Genomic DNA, 15,617 nt, shown 5'->3' on the forward strand with positions numbered 1-15,617 from the left:
TTGAACGATTTATTTGCGTGTTTGGGATTAGCCCAGACCCGCAAGTTATTGACAAACTTTTCAAAGAACTCATTTTATTTACTGCCAGAGCCGCTTAGGCTTGGATATTTTTTAACGAACTATTGCAAAATAAAAAAAGCGTTATATATAAATTAACACATGGCAACACCAATAAATCTGTATCTAATGCTTTTTTGTTAGAAAAACAGCCTTATTTAAGTAAAAAATGGCCTGGTAAGTATCATAAAATCACGCTTAATAAATTGATATATTTTATCTAATAGAAATATAATTTCATGAATAATAAAAGCATTGAAACAACAAGTAGGAAGAAAATTTATCTCTGTTTTCTTCCTACTTTATTTGATAATATGTGTGTGAATTGTCAGTTATACCTTATTTCAAATCTTTCATTTTCTTCTCTTCAAGATTTTTGGGTAGGATTAGATTGAGAAAAACACCTACCACAGCTGCCAGGCCAATACCGGATAGAGCGAAAGAACCCCAGCTGAATGTGGCGCCACCAATACCAATGGTCATAGTAAGCGAGAAGATAACGATATTTCTCATGTTGGTAAGATCAACCTTGTTCTGAAGCATGTTTGTCACTCCTGCGGTAGCTATTGTACCAAAGAGAAGTAGCATGATACCTCCTAATACAGACTGAGGAATGCATTTGAGTAAGGCACTTACTTTGCCAACTAATGAGAATAAAATCGCCGTTATGGCAGCTATACGTATTACTCCGGGGTTTGTAACCTTTGTGATTGACATTGCACCGGTTACTTCGCTATATGTGGTTACCGGGGGACCTCCCACTAAACCGGAAAACATACAGGCTAACCCATCCCCCAAGAGTGTTCGATGTAAACCCGGGTCTTTGACGAAGTCTTTGTTTGCCACTGTATTTACAACATATACGTCACCAATATGTTCTATTACCGGAGCAATAGCTACAGGAATCATGTATAAGATTGCATCCAAGTTGAATGATGGCTTGATTAGTTTAGGAAGTCCTATCCAAGGGGCGTTGGCAACTTCAGAAAGATCCATTTTACCCATGAGTAGTGCTACTATTGCGCCCACCAGGATGCCCATAAAAATTGGAATGAGTCTCAAAAGTCCTTTCCCAAACATGCTAACAACGATAGCTGTAGATAATGCAATAATAGCCAGAAGCCAATTGTCTTGGGCCATATTTACAGCACTGCTTGAAAGTGATATACCAATTAAAATAATTATTGGACCAACCACCACGGATGGGAAAAGTTTATTGATAAGTTTTATCCCTTGTATCTTGACAAGAGTACTCATGATAAAGTATACCAAAGCAACTCCAACCAACCCCGATAAGGTACCTGCCAGTCCGTAAATTTCGGTTGCTTTGATGATAGGAGCTATAAATGCAAAGCTACTTCCTAAAAAAATAGGCACCTTACCTTTTGTTACGAGGTGAAACAGTAAGGTCCCAATCCCTGCTGTGAATAATGCTGTTGAGGGATCCAGTCCAACTAAAAGTGGTACAAGTACAGTCGCACCAAAGGCTACAAATAAAAACTGTACTCCTACAACTCCTTTTCTAAAACCAGAGAGTTTTACTTCTTCCATATTGAATTTGTGTTTATCACCGCCAAAGGTAACATTTTATAATGGGTGGATTTGTATTTATTTAGCATTTCTTTTGTTTCACACTTTATCGTTGGTAGTGTACAATAAAAAAGGAGATATGCCTTACACATATCTCCCATTAGATATAGGTTATTAAAAACTATCTATTTTGTTATTCTTCGTCTTCTTCTTCAACATTATATCCATATGCTTTATGGCCATATCCATATTGCATATATCCATACTTGTTATATCCGTATTTGCTGCCGATGATGTCAGTACCATTTAATATCAGAGCCATATTTTTGTACTTTCTATCGGTATAAAATTCATCAATCATAGGAAGAAGCCTCTTGTCAAATAGACCTGCTCGAGCAATAAATAAGGTCATGTCTACATGTTTATTGATGATTGATGCATCAGCTACAATTTCAATTGGAGGACAGTCGAGGAAAATATAATCGTATTGGGACCTTAGTTCATCAATCATATTCTTCAACTTATCCTTGTATAGCAATTCTGTTGGATTTGGCGGGATTGTGCCGACACGAATCAAATCAAGATTGTCGATATATTCGTGTGGTTGAATGACTTCTTGATAGTTGGTAATTTTATCGCTTAGATAGTCTGCTATACCATAACCAACATTATTGAACGTGTCTGACAAAGCCGGCTTTCTTAAGTCAAGGTCAATAAGAATAACTTTTGATCCTTTGATTGCAAAACTGGCTGCAGTATTCATTGTAATGAATGTCTTACCACTTGATGGATTAATGGATGTTGTCATTAAAACATTGTTGGTACTTTTTGAACCACCTATCATAAACTCAATATTGGTCCTTACAATTCTGAATGCCTCGTTGATCATGTTGCGAGATCCCTGTTTTACAACAAGTAATCGTTTTTTCTCTTCATTTATGATCAAATTCCTTCTAATTAAAGTTTTCTTTTTCTTACCTACAAAAGGAATTTCGCCAACGAAAGGCATTTTCATTGATTCAACATCTGCCTTTCCTCTAAGTTTGTTGTTCGTTATTTCGTGGATGTATATCAGAGCAACCGGAACAATCAGCCCAATGATAAGTGCTGCAAGGAAAATAATAGCCTTACGCGGAGCTGTCGGGATCTCAAGTCCCATAGGCGGGGTTATGACCCTTGTGTTATATGCCGTAAAAGCTTGAGTGAGCTCATTTTCTTCTCTTTTTTGTAGAAGGTATATGTATAGGGCCTCCTTTACTTTTTGCTGTCTCTCTACAGAAAGAAGATATTTGGCCTGTGAGGGATTGGCTGCTATCTTAGACTTCATCTCATTTTCGGATCCCTCAAGAGCCTTAATTTGCTGATTGATATTAATCAATTGATTGTCAATACTTGATATGATTGCCCCTCTCATAGCTATGATTGCCTTGTTGAGATCTATTACAAGAGGGTTGCTCGGACTGGAGTTGGACATGAGATTGTTGTATTCGAGCACTTTTGTATTGTAGTCAGTAATCTGATTTTCTATAGATTGGTTGTTTACACCTGATATTTGAGGAAGTAGTTTATTGTTGTTTATATCGCTTACCAAATAGTTTTTGATATACTTTGAAATGTACTGTTGTGTTTTGAGTTGAACTAATTGGTTGTTGACATCATTGGCTGTTGTCATGTACATCTTCGATGCCTCTTGTACATCAGGTAGTAGATGTTCGCTCTTGAAACTTGAAATATCTTTGTCAACATCTCCAAGTTCCTTCTCTATTAAGCTGAGTCGTTCGTTGATGAAATTTGAAGTGGCTATTGCCAGTTGATTCTTGTCTTTAATCCAATTTTCATTATATACAGAAACTAAAGTATTCAAGATGTCATCAGCTCTCTGTACAGAGTTGTCTTTGATGGATAACGAAAGGACTGTGGCATCTTTGTTTAGAAGGGAAACAGATAATGCCTTATTATACAAACTTGTAACAGCAATTGTCGGGCTTTTTTTAACAATGATAGTTTCGTTGTCAAGTTTCTTGTTATAGAAGATGCTTTTACACACAGATAATTTGCCTATTGGTGTATTGGTCTCTTGGTCCAGATTACAAATAATATCATCAGTGTTACGTATAGATCTTTTGTTATCATCATATACAAAATTTGTCAGTGTGCATCTATTGCCATCGAGAATGATATCGAAAGATGCCGAAGCATCATCGGGCATATTATTGTATTTGACATAGATAGGGAGATTTGTACCATACAATGTTTTGTCGTACATCAAATTATTTTCATAGTAAGCTGTCTCCAAATGTAGCCTTTTGACGACTTCTAACATCAGACTTGGTGATTGTATTGACAGCAATTCGTTGTTGACATTGCTGTTCGATTTGAAAATCCCCATATCTGAAAAAGCTGATGATAAATCTCCGGCACCGCTATTACCTTTCTGATCGTTTTTAATTAGAAGAGAAGCCGATCTGGTGTAAGTAGGTGGAGTCGTCAAAATGTATAAAGTGGCTACAACTAAGGCTGTAACGATTGAAACTGCAATCCAATACCACTTTGAAATACAAATGCTAAGTAAGTCCTGTATACTAAGCAGGTCTTCACTTTTCTGTTCGTCCATCATAAATAAATATTAAATTATCTTCTAACAAAGAATAAAGCTATTGTTGTTGCAAGTGATGCCACAGACATCCAAAAAGATGTTGATAAGACATTGTTGCCATTGACTGTAGATTGTCGCGCTCTTACGGTATTTGGTTCGATATAGATTACATCTCCCTGTTGAAGATAGTATGCAGGTGAGCTAAATAAATCGTTAGCCGAACGTAAATCGACCATATATGTTGTTTGCTTATTGTCTTTCTCCCGAATTATGGTCACCTTGTTTCTATTCCCATAGATTGTAAGGTCCCCGGCCATACTAATCGCATCAAGGAGAGTCAAGTTGTCTCTGTCCACGGCATATCGCCCGGGCTGATTTACTTCTCCCAAGACTGCTACATACAGGTTTGCAAATTCGACAGTTACTGTTGGGTCTTTTATGAAGTTGTTGGAGATAATCAGTTGTTTAATTTTTTGTGCTATCTCAGTACGACTCATTCCTGCCACATGGATTAAACCAATGATTGGAAAGTCAATATTTCCCTGCTGGTCAATTGTATAACACGACATTTGTTGAGATGAAGAACCTCTTACTCCCACCAATTGACTGGTTACAGGCAAGTTGAATAAGTTTGATAGCTGCGGATCTTTGCTATTTACCACTATCGACAATTTATCTCCCGATTGAACCTTGATGGAATTAGGAGATATAGTTCGCTCAGTCATCCCTGACTTAAGATCTTGAAAATAAATTATGTCTTTTTTAGAAGCACATGAAGTTGCTAGTGAAATAACTGCAATAAATAATATCAGCTTTACTGTGGTTGTTATTTTGTTTTTAACCATCCTCTTTAACAATCTTGTTTATAAACCTCGTTAGCATTAAATTTGGAATCATCCATAAAATGACGTCCAAAAGTACTAAAAAGTTGATATCTATCAAACTCGATAGAGAAATATTTATACACATGCATAAGATTGTAAAAAGAATAATGCATATAAGGGCTTGATGTTGATTAAGACCAACCTTTAAGAGTTTGTGATGAATATGATTCTTGTCTGGTGTAAAAGGTGATTTGTGTTTAGATATTCTATATCCGAACACTCTTACCAAATCAAAACATGGTACAATAAGCGGAGTGAATGCAAGAATGATCGTGTTTTCATTGGTTGCTATGTTATTGGAAATTGGTAGATTAAGTATCTTCAAGCTCATAAAAGCCATTAATATACCAAGGCTTAGCGATCCGCTATCCCCCATAAAAAGCTTGTTCTTCTTATCTTTTCCGCCCGTGATGTTAAAATAAATATAGGGTATGACACTACCGCATATACACAAACATATGGAGGCATATACTATATTCCCACTTTTCAAAAATATGTAGGTGTATGATATCAATGCAATAATACATATCGATGCAGCCAATCCGTCTATGCCATCAATAAGGTTGATGGAGTTTATTATAAGGACAATTATTATAAGACTCAATGGAATGCTAAATAGAGGTGATAGCTCATATATTCCTACGATTCCTTGCAATGAATTGATCCTGAGACCCATGTAAACTAAAATGCCGGCAGATATAAATTGAGCAACAAACTTATGACTATACTTCGCCCCAACAAGATCATCCTTAAATCCAATAAAGAACATAATGGCTGTAGCTGAGTAGAGTGCAAATAACTCAAGTATATTGCTTTGTATTTGGTATACAAATTCGTCACTGAAGATATCGGAAGCAGAAGTCATTAGGAAACTAAGTACCGCAGATATAATGAACACTACACCTCCCAATCGTGGAATTGGAGTGGAATGCACCTTTCTATCGTTGCATGGGTCCAATAACCCGGCCCTCTTAGCCAATTTGACTATCCCCGGAGTAAATATGGAGACGAATATCATAGCCAAGAAGAATGGCCAAAACAAGCATGGCCATAGCACGCTTAATGAGCTTGTATTAAGGTAATTAGTTTCAAACATTTATAAAAAATAATCAACGCTTTTATTACTAAACGAGTGTTGAGTCATTATATTGTGTTTCTATTGTTATTTTAATTCTAATTATTATGGGTAGGATTGTAATAGCTTATTGCTTATCGTTAATCATACTTCTAATGATTAGCGCATATTGATGGAAAACTGTTATCCTACCTTTTATCAGTATTCCAATTATCTTGTATTTCCAAATTGTTATCTCTCGTCAAAGAATTCTCAATGTCTTAAAACTGATTTTTATTAGTAGCGAAGTGCTGATAAATAGAAATCGTTTTTAATCTATTGGTGCCTAAGATGTATAAGTTTTGAATTGATATTAGGTTTTAATCTGTTTCAATTCGTTACAAATTTATATCAATATTTTTTATTTCATGGACGTGACTCTATTATGGAATTAGAAGCGAACTGTCACCATAGGAGAGAAATCGATAATCAGCTTTGAGTGCATGATCATAGACCTTTCTCCAATTATCTCCGATAAAGGCTGCAACGAGGAGTATAAGAGTCGATTGAGGTTGATGGAAGTTTGTCACCATCGCCTCCACTACTCGGTATGTATATCCCGGGGCAATCAATATTTCGGTAGGAAAGAGAATCTCTTCCAGATTATTTCGGTCCATATATGAAAGCAGAGCTTCAAAAGCCTCCATCCTTGAAGGAAAATACTCTTTCTCTATATAGGCTTCCCATTGTTCAACCTTAAGGTCATCCGGATTTATGTCCGGATTGTCCATGACATGTAATGCTAAGAAGTATAAGCTTTCGAGTGATCTTACAGATGTTGTTCCCACAGCCGTAACACTTCTTTTGTTATGAGCCAAATTCGTGACATCATCTTTTGTGGCTATCACCAGCTCTCGATGCATTTTGTGATCACCTATATGGTCTGCTTTTACCGGCTTAAAAGTACCGGCCCCAACATGAAGAGTCAAGTCAAAGACCGGAATATCTTGTTTTTTTATAGAATCAAAAACCCTTTCAGTAAAATGAAGACCGGCAGTAGGAGCTGCTACAGATCCTTGTTCCTGTGCATATACAGTTTGGTAGGTCTGAAGGTCTCTCTCTTCTGTCTCTCTGTTTAAGTAAGGAGGTATGGGAAGAATCCCACACAATTCGAGAATCTCTCCAAATGTAATCTCTTGGTGGTCCCAACTGAATTTTACAATTGTACCTAATGCTCCTGCATCTGATTCTCTTTTGGCTGTGAGAGTCACTTCAGAACCATTTTGTAAGGGTAATTTCCTCTCAAGGGTCTGTTGTTTCCACTTTTTTGAATTGCCAATCATACAGTACCAACTGCATTCTGAAGTAGAACTTAGGTTGGTGTCATATCCGGATGGGTTTTGAGGTTCTAAGCAAAATACTTCTATTCGTGCTCCACCCTCCTTGTAAAATATCAAGCGTGCTCGTATTACTTTGCTGTTGTTTCTAAAAAGCATACAATTTCTTGGTAAAAGATCGGGCAGATCATAAAAATGATGATCTTCAATCTTTCCTTGCTTATAAACGAGTAGCTGTGAATGGTCTCGCTCTTCGAGTGGATATTTTGCTATCCTTTGGTCCGGCAGATCATAACTATATGATTCGATATTTATATCTTTCGTATTCATATTACATCCTTTGAGTGATTGCATTTTACTGAGATGCTAACTCTGTTTGAACCTATTTTGAATTTGTTTTTGAGCTTGTATTACATCAGTTGAATAACACTTGAAACAAGGTGGAAACTATATTCCATATCTATTTCGTTTTACTATCCAACTATATTCAAGACAGGCTTCAATTCTGCAAATATAAGCACTGTTTATTTAAACTGTGAAGCAATTTGCTTTAATTTCTGACATCTTTGATTGTAATTATTCACCTTGCTTATAGCTTAGATTGAGGCAAGCAATCGCTATCTCTATATTTATCCACCTTAAAAACAGTCAAATGAGATCTCTATGAGGAGACAAATAAGAGAGTCATAAGATTCATTTTTCATTAAATAAACTTCCTGCTATTGTTTTATTTCAATTAACTCTTCATCGGTTTGACACTCTAATTACTTATACTAACCTTATCCTCTTGCAATGTGGAAAAACCTTTTTCAATCAATTTTGATAATGCAAATTCTGTTGCTTGATCAATATTGTTCCCTTTTCTTGCAAATCCCAATTGTTGTGCTGTCACTCTTTTAAGGTCTTCTTTATCCATTGCTATCTGTTGTCTTAGGACATCTTTCATTGCATTAGCAATTTCAGTGTAAGGGATTTCTTGTATATCTCTTTCCGAATCAATACGATACTCTTCATATTCTTCTGAACTTATTTTGTCTTTCCAACAGACAAATCCATTCTTGCCATTGGAAGTTTTATGAATTTCTAACTCAACTAATAGGTTATCTACAAGTTCTTGAAGTCTATTTGAGACCCTTGACATACCCCAATTCTTAACAACTCTTTTGTAGAGTAATCCATTTGTTATGGGTTGCTCAAGTGTTATAATATTGAGAAGATCTTTTTTTAGTTCTTCATGATAATAGTCATACAATAGATCTATATCTTCGCAGTAATATCTGTTATCTGAATCGGCAAAGACATATTTTTTGCATAGAGGGCTGACCAACTCTTCTTCTTCATTTGTGGCAATCTCCTCTTTTTTGATTGACGAAGTGTTTAGCTTTGGTATGTTTGATTTTATGATATTATCCTGTTGAGGTAATCTGTTGTTCTTGATGTCGTCTATTCTCTTTGTTATAGAATTTAAGACCTCATCACGTCTCATAAACCAGTCTAATGACCAGATATGCATTAAGTTCCACTGCAGCATTTTTAGAACGCTTGGTTGTACAACTTCTCTATCTCTAACCGTTTTTGTTTCGAAGTAATTGTTGCCATCACACAATATTCCCAAAATGTATTTTGTCGGATCATCCGGATTGATGACTGCTATGTCTATCTTAAACTTAGAAAGACCAATGTTAATATTGACTTTATACCCTTGGCTCTCCAATGCTTTTGCTATCTCTTGAGATATACCGCTGAGGGTAGATTTTTTGACAATGTTAGAAGGTATTGGTACAGATCCTTTTTCGGCAAACTCAAGGAATTTTTTAAGACCTTCTACACCTAAGGCATTTGTCTTCTTAAGATCGATCTGCTCGGATCTGAGCGTTGAGAAGACAACCATTTCGTATCGAGACCTTGACACGGCTACATTCAATCGTCTTTCACCGCCTTCATTGTTTAATGGTCCGAAGTTCATAGATACTTTGCCATATTTGTCAGGTCCATAGCCAATAGAGAATAAGATCACATCACGCTCATCGCCCTGTACATTCTCGAGGTTTTTGACAAAAATTGGCTCTTCACATTCGTAGGCTAATTTCTCAAGGTTAGCATCTTTTGCCAGTTCATCACATAGTATGTCTTCGATTAGATTTTGCTGTACTTTGCTGAAAGATACTACCCCTATAGAGTATTTTGATAAAGTCGGATCCGAAAGCCTTCTCTTGACCTCTTCCACTATGGCTTCAGCTTCTGCTTTGTTCGACCTGGTCTTACCTTTGTCGTACACGCCATCAATTTTGCGAAGCGTTACTTTTGTTACTTGATCATCTACAGATGGGAATGTAATAAGCCTTCCATCATAGTACTGCGTATTGCTAAAAGCTATCAAGCTTTCGTGTTTGCTCCTGTAGTGCCAGCTCAGATATTTAGAAGGCATAGAAAGGGCAATACAGTCATCCAAAATGCTCTCCAAATCGTCCATGTGAGCTTCTTCTTCATCAACTTGAGAGGCTGAGAAAAAGCTTGTAGGTGGCATCTGCTTGGGGTCTCCAACTACTACAAGCGATTTTCCTCTTGCTATGGCTCCGACTGATTGACTCGTTGGTATTTGAGAGGCTTCGTCAAATATTACTAAATCAAATTTTTCATTGTCCAAGTCTATATACTGTGCCACTGATATAGGACTCATCAGCATGCATGGACACAGTTTGGGTAGGAGATTGGGTACTTTGTCGATAATTTTTCGTATGGACATTCCTCTTCCTCGGTTTCTGATATTTCGTTTTAGAATGCCCACTTCCGACGAATCATGTGCTGCCATGGTAATTGAAGGAACATTGGCTGCAAGTTTGCAAAACAACTCTTGCTTACTGATTTCTTGAAAGTCTTTGGCCAGTTGCCTGTATTTTTGAATGGTCTCTTCAAACAAAAGTCCATTGAAGAATCTTAACCCCTCCGTGGTATTGATTATTTTAAGAGCCAACTTATGATACAATCCTTTGGAGAAGGCCATCGAAGCTTTTTCTCCACTAATGTCATGTTCCAAGATGTATTCGACGACATCGGACAAGCCATTTTCTTCGAGGAGATGTTTTTGCTTGCACCAAGCATACCAGTTTACAAAATTATCCTGGTTCTTGAGAATACTTTCTAAACACTTGGGAAGTGAATTAGACCAATCTGTATCTTCAATATTGAATGTGGCTATTGTAGTCATTTGCTTGAGTGAGTCCAATATCTTTTTCCCTTTGTTTGCCAGCTGCACGAATGTGTCTAAGTGTTGCTTTGTAAACGAGTTCCAATTCCCTTTGATAGCTTGTCCTATTGTTTTTGCGGCTTCTTGGTTGGTCAAGTTATATAACTCGCCCATTTGCACTGTTAAATCTAATATTAAAGGAAGTTTGTCGATTACTTCTTTCATTGTAGACCATTCTTCTTTTTCATAGTACGCAAGAGAACCGAATAGGTCGGATACGGTATCGTATTGAGATTTGTATATCTCCCTGTATTTGAGACAATCTCGTGACTTTGTTACTAAATCATGAAGGTCGTTTTCGTCAAAGCCTTCTTTGTATTTAGACATTTTTTTGAAGAATGCTTTCTTGGCAAATAACTTTGGTAAGAACCATTTTGAATTTATTTCATTCCATTCTGTTTCCAGTTGATCAATATCTAAGTCAATAATCTTTTCGCTATATGTTGATACCAATTCCTTGGTCTTGATCTCATTTTGATTTCCGGCCTCAATGGCATTGGTTATGTCTTGAAGCATTTTACCGTCGAGGGGAAGGCAACATAGTTTTTCAGAAAAATATGGAAGATCGCTAAGGAGGTTTAATAGTTGATTAAGCCAATTGATCCCCTTTTCGTTTTCAATAACCTCAAATCCCCAGTAGTTTGAGAAGGTATTCTTATCTTTTGTCCATGTGCTAAGAAGATTGAGGCATTCTTTGATGTATGAAAAGAGCAATTGCTCCGCCTTGGTCGATCCATCCTTTATGTCCATAAATTTGATGGGGCTTTTGGATGGATTTCCTGATATCCTGAAGATTGTATCCAGGCGTTTGATGGATTCTTCGTATTCGGCAATCTTTATTTGTGATATTTCTGCTATTTGATCTAAGTCTATTTCAATCTCATCTTCCGGATATGACAGATAAGCCGTTATACAGTCATAAAGCGATAGACCAAACTCGTGTTTGGTGTGAAGGGCCTCCACATAGTCGATCAAGGCTTTTCTCTTTTCGAACAATTCATCTGAAATCAATTTATATTCTTCAGGTGATTTAGGATGACTAATATTGATGGCTTCATCCATTTGTTTGAGAAAATGAGATTTGTTGGCTTTGTTTGAATGTAGTTCCAGACAAAAAGGGGCAAGGCCAATTTTTTCTAATCGGGACTGAACGACAGATAAAGCAGCCATTTTCTCAGCAACAAACAAGACTCTTTTCCCTTGATAAAGGGCATTGGCAATCATATTGGTAATAGTTTGCGATTTGCCCGTTCCGGGAGGTCCATAGAGAATGAAGCTTTTTCCTAATCCGGAGTCAATTACCGCCTCCAATTGTGAAGAGTCCACATCGACCGGGAGGATATAATCTTCCGGCCTATGTTCTTTGTCAATTTTCCTTGCATCTGTTTCATCGAGGTTGGAAGGTAATTTTAACTTTCCCTCTACCAAACTTGCGATAATGTCATTTTGTAAAATCTTGTCGGCATTGGTGTGAATATCATTCCACATGACGAATTTGTTGAAAGAAAAAATGCCAATCATCGATTCGTCCAAGACATCCCATCCTTTTTTGGTGAGAATCTTGTTGCGAACGACAGATAGGATCATTTTGACATCTACGCCATATTCGTCTCTTGGTAGTTCTTCCAATGAGCTGAGATTGACTTCGTGTTGTTGTTTTAATAGTTCGACAAGAGTTGTATTAAGTACAATTTCTTCATCTCTTGTACGCACAATGTAACCGGATGCTCCTGATGCTCTGACAATCTCTATTGGTAAAAGAAGAATTGGAGCTAATCGTGGTTGTTGGCTCTTTTCGGACTCAAACCATTTGAGCACACCAAGTACCAGAAATAGGTTGTTGGCCCCATTTTCTTCCATCGAAGTCCTTGATGTTCTATAAATGTACTTTAGTGCATTTTTTAGATCATTGTCTCCCTTGAAAGAGTATAAAATCTTTTTGTCAAAACCTTGTATGACATGTTCTTCAAGTTGCTCGTAATCTCGTGATGAATAGGCTCCATTGGTATCTTTTTGTGCAGCTTCCAATATAGGAAAGGGATAAATCTTGAAAGATTTTCCATCCTGCATATAATCTTCCATTTTATTTATGGAGAATGAGACAAGTGGGATAATCTTTTTTCCAAACTTCATGTTAAGAAGATTGTTTCTCAATGTAAAATCAAGAAGTTTGCGTTCCCAAATAGTCATGCGTGTAACCTCTGTATCCGATTTGTCGTAGTTGGATAAATCATACCTGTCATATTGTTTGACTTTTTTAGTGGCATTTTCATGTGATAGACCTTCATTCTGAAGAAGCCACCCATCGTTATAGATTCTTAAGGGGAGAGGTCTAATGCCGTTTATCCGTGCACTAAAAATATCAATGAAATAGTTGAATTGATCTTCGTTGTGCAAATTTTTTAATCCCATGCTGACTGCTTCATCGAAGCTTTTAGCCGAGGAGCTGGTAATGAGTGTGGTCTCTAATACTACAATTTCATTGATACCATCGGATGCCCCTTTTAACAAGAAACTTCCGTCATCGCTGACCGGTTTGTAAAAACTATCGTTAACGAGCCATGCACCCACAAAACAATGCCCTTGGGTAAGAATAAGAATAGGATTGATCCCAATATGTTCAAGGCAGGAGGCAAATAAGACAGAAAGGTCGATACAAGTACCAAGTTTTTCTGATAGGACTTTGTCCACGGTACGTATCCTTTGTCCAAACTTTTCAAAACTTGCCGGTGGTGTGGCATAGATGAGAGATTTACTTCTAAGTGCCTCATATATGGCTGCTATCTGTAGCCGAACTCTATTTGGGTCTTGTGACTGGTATTCATCCAAAGATCCCGATTCGGTCCATTTTTCTAAAAACTTGGATGCAGAATTGCTTATTTCAGTAAGTAGAGGGTGGTTGGGAGTAACAAAGGAGGCCAGAAGTTCAGGACGAATGCTTAGCCCTGACCACTGATCGTAAGCCATAAGATTTATCTCGAAATTCTTTTTAAATATTATTTGTGAATCCCTTAAAATCTTTAATTCAAAATATTCGTCTATACCTTCTGTGAGTTCTATGAGTGAGGATGGATTGGCTTTTATTGAAAGTCCCTCCACCTGTACCTCTTCCCCTTGAGGAACCATATCTATATGGGTATTAGATGTGATAAACATTTTACCACTTATCTCAAAATCAATATCTTGCCATGTAGAATCACTTTCGTTGATTATTTTGCATTCGATAAGTGCTTCTAAATGGTTGTGCTGCATGGAGTAATTGATGCAGGGTAAAAAATCAAAATATATCTTCCCTTTTTGAGAACCATTTATTTCATAACAATTTGCTTCCATAGTCATTTACTTTGTTGTTAAGATGTGAATATCAAATTCACTGTTAATCTAATCCTATATATTTAACGATATGGGAAAATATTCAGTCGTAAATATCAAGTTTGTTGGGCATAATTGATAGACCGATCAAAGGCTGTTGCTTGTTACAATCAAATCTCAATTAATGGACGAGTACGAAGATAATGATTTCTTTATTTATTTCTTCTATTATTGCTGTCATTTGAAATAATGCCTATTTACTTACAGTTTTTATAACTTAAATCTAGGCCTTATTAGATAAAAAGTATTAATTTATTAAGCGTGATTTTATGCTATTTACCAGGCCGTTTTTCACCTAAATAAGGCTGTTTTTCTAACAAAAAAGCATTAGATACAGATTTATTGGTGTTGCTATGTGTTAATTTATATATAACGCTTTTTTATTTTGTCTTTAGGCTGCTTAAAAACAGCTTTCAGGCCGCCTTTTTTGGAAGGTCGCGCGACTTACAATCCATTCTCGCGCGACATTGAAAGTAAACTCGCGCGAGGTTGCGCTTGAAGTAGCGCGACTTCGCATGGCAAGGTCGCGCGAGAACGGATCCAAAGTCGCGCGAGAATAGATTGCTTCTTGCGCGAGCTTATTTGTTAAAATAGCACATAAAAAAGCCCGTTTCGTACTAATAAAACGGGAAAAGTCGATAGGAAGGTCAGGTAACCCTAACCCTCAAATTTGTGATTTTGGAGCTGAATCAGTGTTGTTTGAGCAGCTTTTTGAATATGATTGGAGGTAACGATATTTAACAAACAAAACCATCCAATGACGAACTTCTCAGCCCATCGAAAAAGATGATTCTTGAGATTGAATTTGAAGCTTAACTCACCTTCGATTTGTTCCTCAGTGATAAGCCATATCGCACCGGCTTGGAAGGATAATCTGCCAAGCAAAATGATTGTCGGAAGAAGGATAAATAATATGCTTATCATCATTGTTATTATTGTTGTTCAGTGACTAAGATACTAAAAAGGAATCACTATGGCAATGCCAACCTCTCTATGTAAATACTAAAACAGAGGAGCATATCATAAGGAGAAGGAATGTTTGCATACCATTTTGTGATATATTTGTTTCATGAAAACAGGTATTGATCAAGATAAAAAAACGATTGCTTTGATGGTAAAGATTTATTGTCGACATCATCTTAAGGCTAAGAATATTCCTGATGATTATCTTGAACTCATAGACTATGCTACTAAAAGACTTGATAAGTGCAAGTTCGGAGCAGGTAAGCCGGCGTGTAAAGATTGCCCGGTTCATTGTTACAAACCTGAAATGCGCCGTCGTATTAGCGAGGTAATGCGTTGGTCAGGTCCAAGGATGATTTTATTTGCACCTTTTGCTGCATTCAAGCATTTGTATCAAAGCCTTTTTGTGCGGGTTCATAGGAAATAAAAAGAGGTCTGAGTTTTGATATCTGCAATAGTTCGTTAAAAAATATCCAAGCCTAAGCGGCTCTGGCAGTAAATAAAATGAGTTCTTTGAAAAGTTTGTCAATAACTTGCGGGTCTGGGCTAATCCCAAACACGCAAATAAATCGTTCAA

Annotated in this window: 8 protein-coding genes and 2 pseudogenes; 2 read left to right on the forward strand and 8 right to left on the reverse strand. The window is 36.9% G+C overall.

Annotation, left to right across the window (positions count from 1 at the left end; all coding sequences use genetic code 11):
* Positions 1–98, forward strand: a pseudogene (locus tag ACFO3G_RS06095) (transposase); the annotation flags it as partial.
* Positions 99–396: 298 nt separating this feature from the next.
* On the opposite strand, the gene ACFO3G_RS06100 reads toward ACFO3G_RS06095, so the two are convergent.
* The 7 genes from ACFO3G_RS06100 to ACFO3G_RS06130 form a co-directional block, all read right to left on the reverse strand.
* The gene (locus tag ACFO3G_RS06100) at positions 397–1,608 is read right to left on the reverse strand and encodes a uracil-xanthine permease family protein (RefSeq protein WP_380078977.1); all 1,212 of its coding nucleotides are present in this window, start codon (positions 1,606–1,608) and stop codon (positions 397–399) included.
* A gap of 172 nt (positions 1,609–1,780) precedes the next feature.
* Complete coding sequence (locus ACFO3G_RS06105; RefSeq protein ID WP_380078979.1) at positions 1,781–4,204, reverse strand: GumC family protein; 2,424 nt, start codon at positions 4,202–4,204, stop codon at positions 1,781–1,783.
* A 14-nt stretch (positions 4,205–4,218) separates the two neighbouring features.
* Positions 4,219–5,028: a polysaccharide biosynthesis/export family protein gene (locus ACFO3G_RS06110; RefSeq protein WP_380078981.1), complete on the reverse strand. Its 810-nt coding sequence runs from the start codon at positions 5,026–5,028 to the stop codon at positions 4,219–4,221.
* A complete protein-coding gene (locus ACFO3G_RS06115; protein WP_380078983.1) occupies positions 5,021–6,163 on the reverse strand; it encodes a glycosyltransferase family 4 protein in 1,143 nt (380 codons plus the stop codon). The genes ACFO3G_RS06110 and ACFO3G_RS06115 overlap by 8 nt, the downstream gene beginning before the upstream one ends.
* A gap of 401 nt (positions 6,164–6,564) precedes the next feature.
* Complete coding sequence (locus ACFO3G_RS06120) at positions 6,565–7,788, reverse strand: S-adenosylmethionine:tRNA ribosyltransferase-isomerase (protein ID WP_380078985.1); 1,224 nt, start codon at positions 7,786–7,788, stop codon at positions 6,565–6,567.
* Between the two features lie 430 nt (positions 7,789–8,218).
* The gene (locus ACFO3G_RS06125; RefSeq protein WP_380078987.1) at positions 8,219–14,038 is read right to left on the reverse strand and encodes a DUF4011 domain-containing protein; all 5,820 of its coding nucleotides are present in this window, start codon (positions 14,036–14,038) and stop codon (positions 8,219–8,221) included.
* Positions 14,039–14,734: 696 nt separating this feature from the next.
* On the reverse strand, positions 14,735–15,004 hold the full coding sequence (locus ACFO3G_RS06130; RefSeq protein WP_380078989.1) for a hypothetical protein: 270 nt from the start codon (positions 15,002–15,004) through the stop codon (positions 14,735–14,737).
* Positions 15,005–15,146: 142 nt separating this feature from the next.
* Here ACFO3G_RS06130 and ACFO3G_RS06135 point away from each other — a divergent pair, with 142 nt between their 5' ends.
* Positions 15,147–15,467 carry a nitrous oxide-stimulated promoter family protein gene (locus ACFO3G_RS06135; protein ID WP_380078991.1) on the forward strand — a complete coding sequence of 107 codons (321 nt, stop codon included), beginning with the start codon at positions 15,147–15,149 and terminating at the stop codon, positions 15,465–15,467.
* A gap of 52 nt (positions 15,468–15,519) precedes the next feature.
* Here ACFO3G_RS06135 and ACFO3G_RS06140 read toward each other — a convergent pair.
* Positions 15,520–15,617 (reverse strand): annotated as a pseudogene (locus ACFO3G_RS06140) (transposase); the annotation flags it as partial.

The organism is Falsiporphyromonas endometrii (assembly GCF_042654485.1).
Taxonomy (GTDB): domain Bacteria; phylum Bacteroidota; class Bacteroidia; order Bacteroidales; family Porphyromonadaceae; genus Porphyromonas; species Porphyromonas endometrii.

Coding starts and splice junctions, on each gene's coding strand:
- ACFO3G_RS06100 (WP_380078977.1), bottom strand. CDS start 1,608: ATGGAAGAAGTAAAACTCTCTGGTTTTAGAAAAGGAGTTGTAGGAGTA.
- ACFO3G_RS06105 (WP_380078979.1), bottom strand. CDS start 4,204: ATGATGGACGAACAGAAAAGTGAAGACCTGCTTAGTATACAGGACTTA.
- ACFO3G_RS06110 (WP_380078981.1), bottom strand. CDS start 5,028: ATGGTTAAAAACAAAATAACAACCACAGTAAAGCTGATATTATTTATT.
- ACFO3G_RS06115 (WP_380078983.1), bottom strand. CDS start 6,163: ATGTTTGAAACTAATTACCTTAATACAAGCTCATTAAGCGTGCTATGG.
- ACFO3G_RS06120 (WP_380078985.1), bottom strand. CDS start 7,788: ATGAATACGAAAGATATAAATATCGAATCATATAGTTATGATCTGCCG.
- ACFO3G_RS06125 (WP_380078987.1), bottom strand. CDS start 14,038: ATGGAAGCAAATTGTTATGAAATAAATGGTTCTCAAAAAGGGAAGATA.
- ACFO3G_RS06130 (WP_380078989.1), bottom strand. CDS start 15,004: ATGATGATAAGCATATTATTTATCCTTCTTCCGACAATCATTTTGCTT.
- ACFO3G_RS06135 (WP_380078991.1), top strand. CDS start 15,147: ATGAAAACAGGTATTGATCAAGATAAAAAAACGATTGCTTTGATGGTA.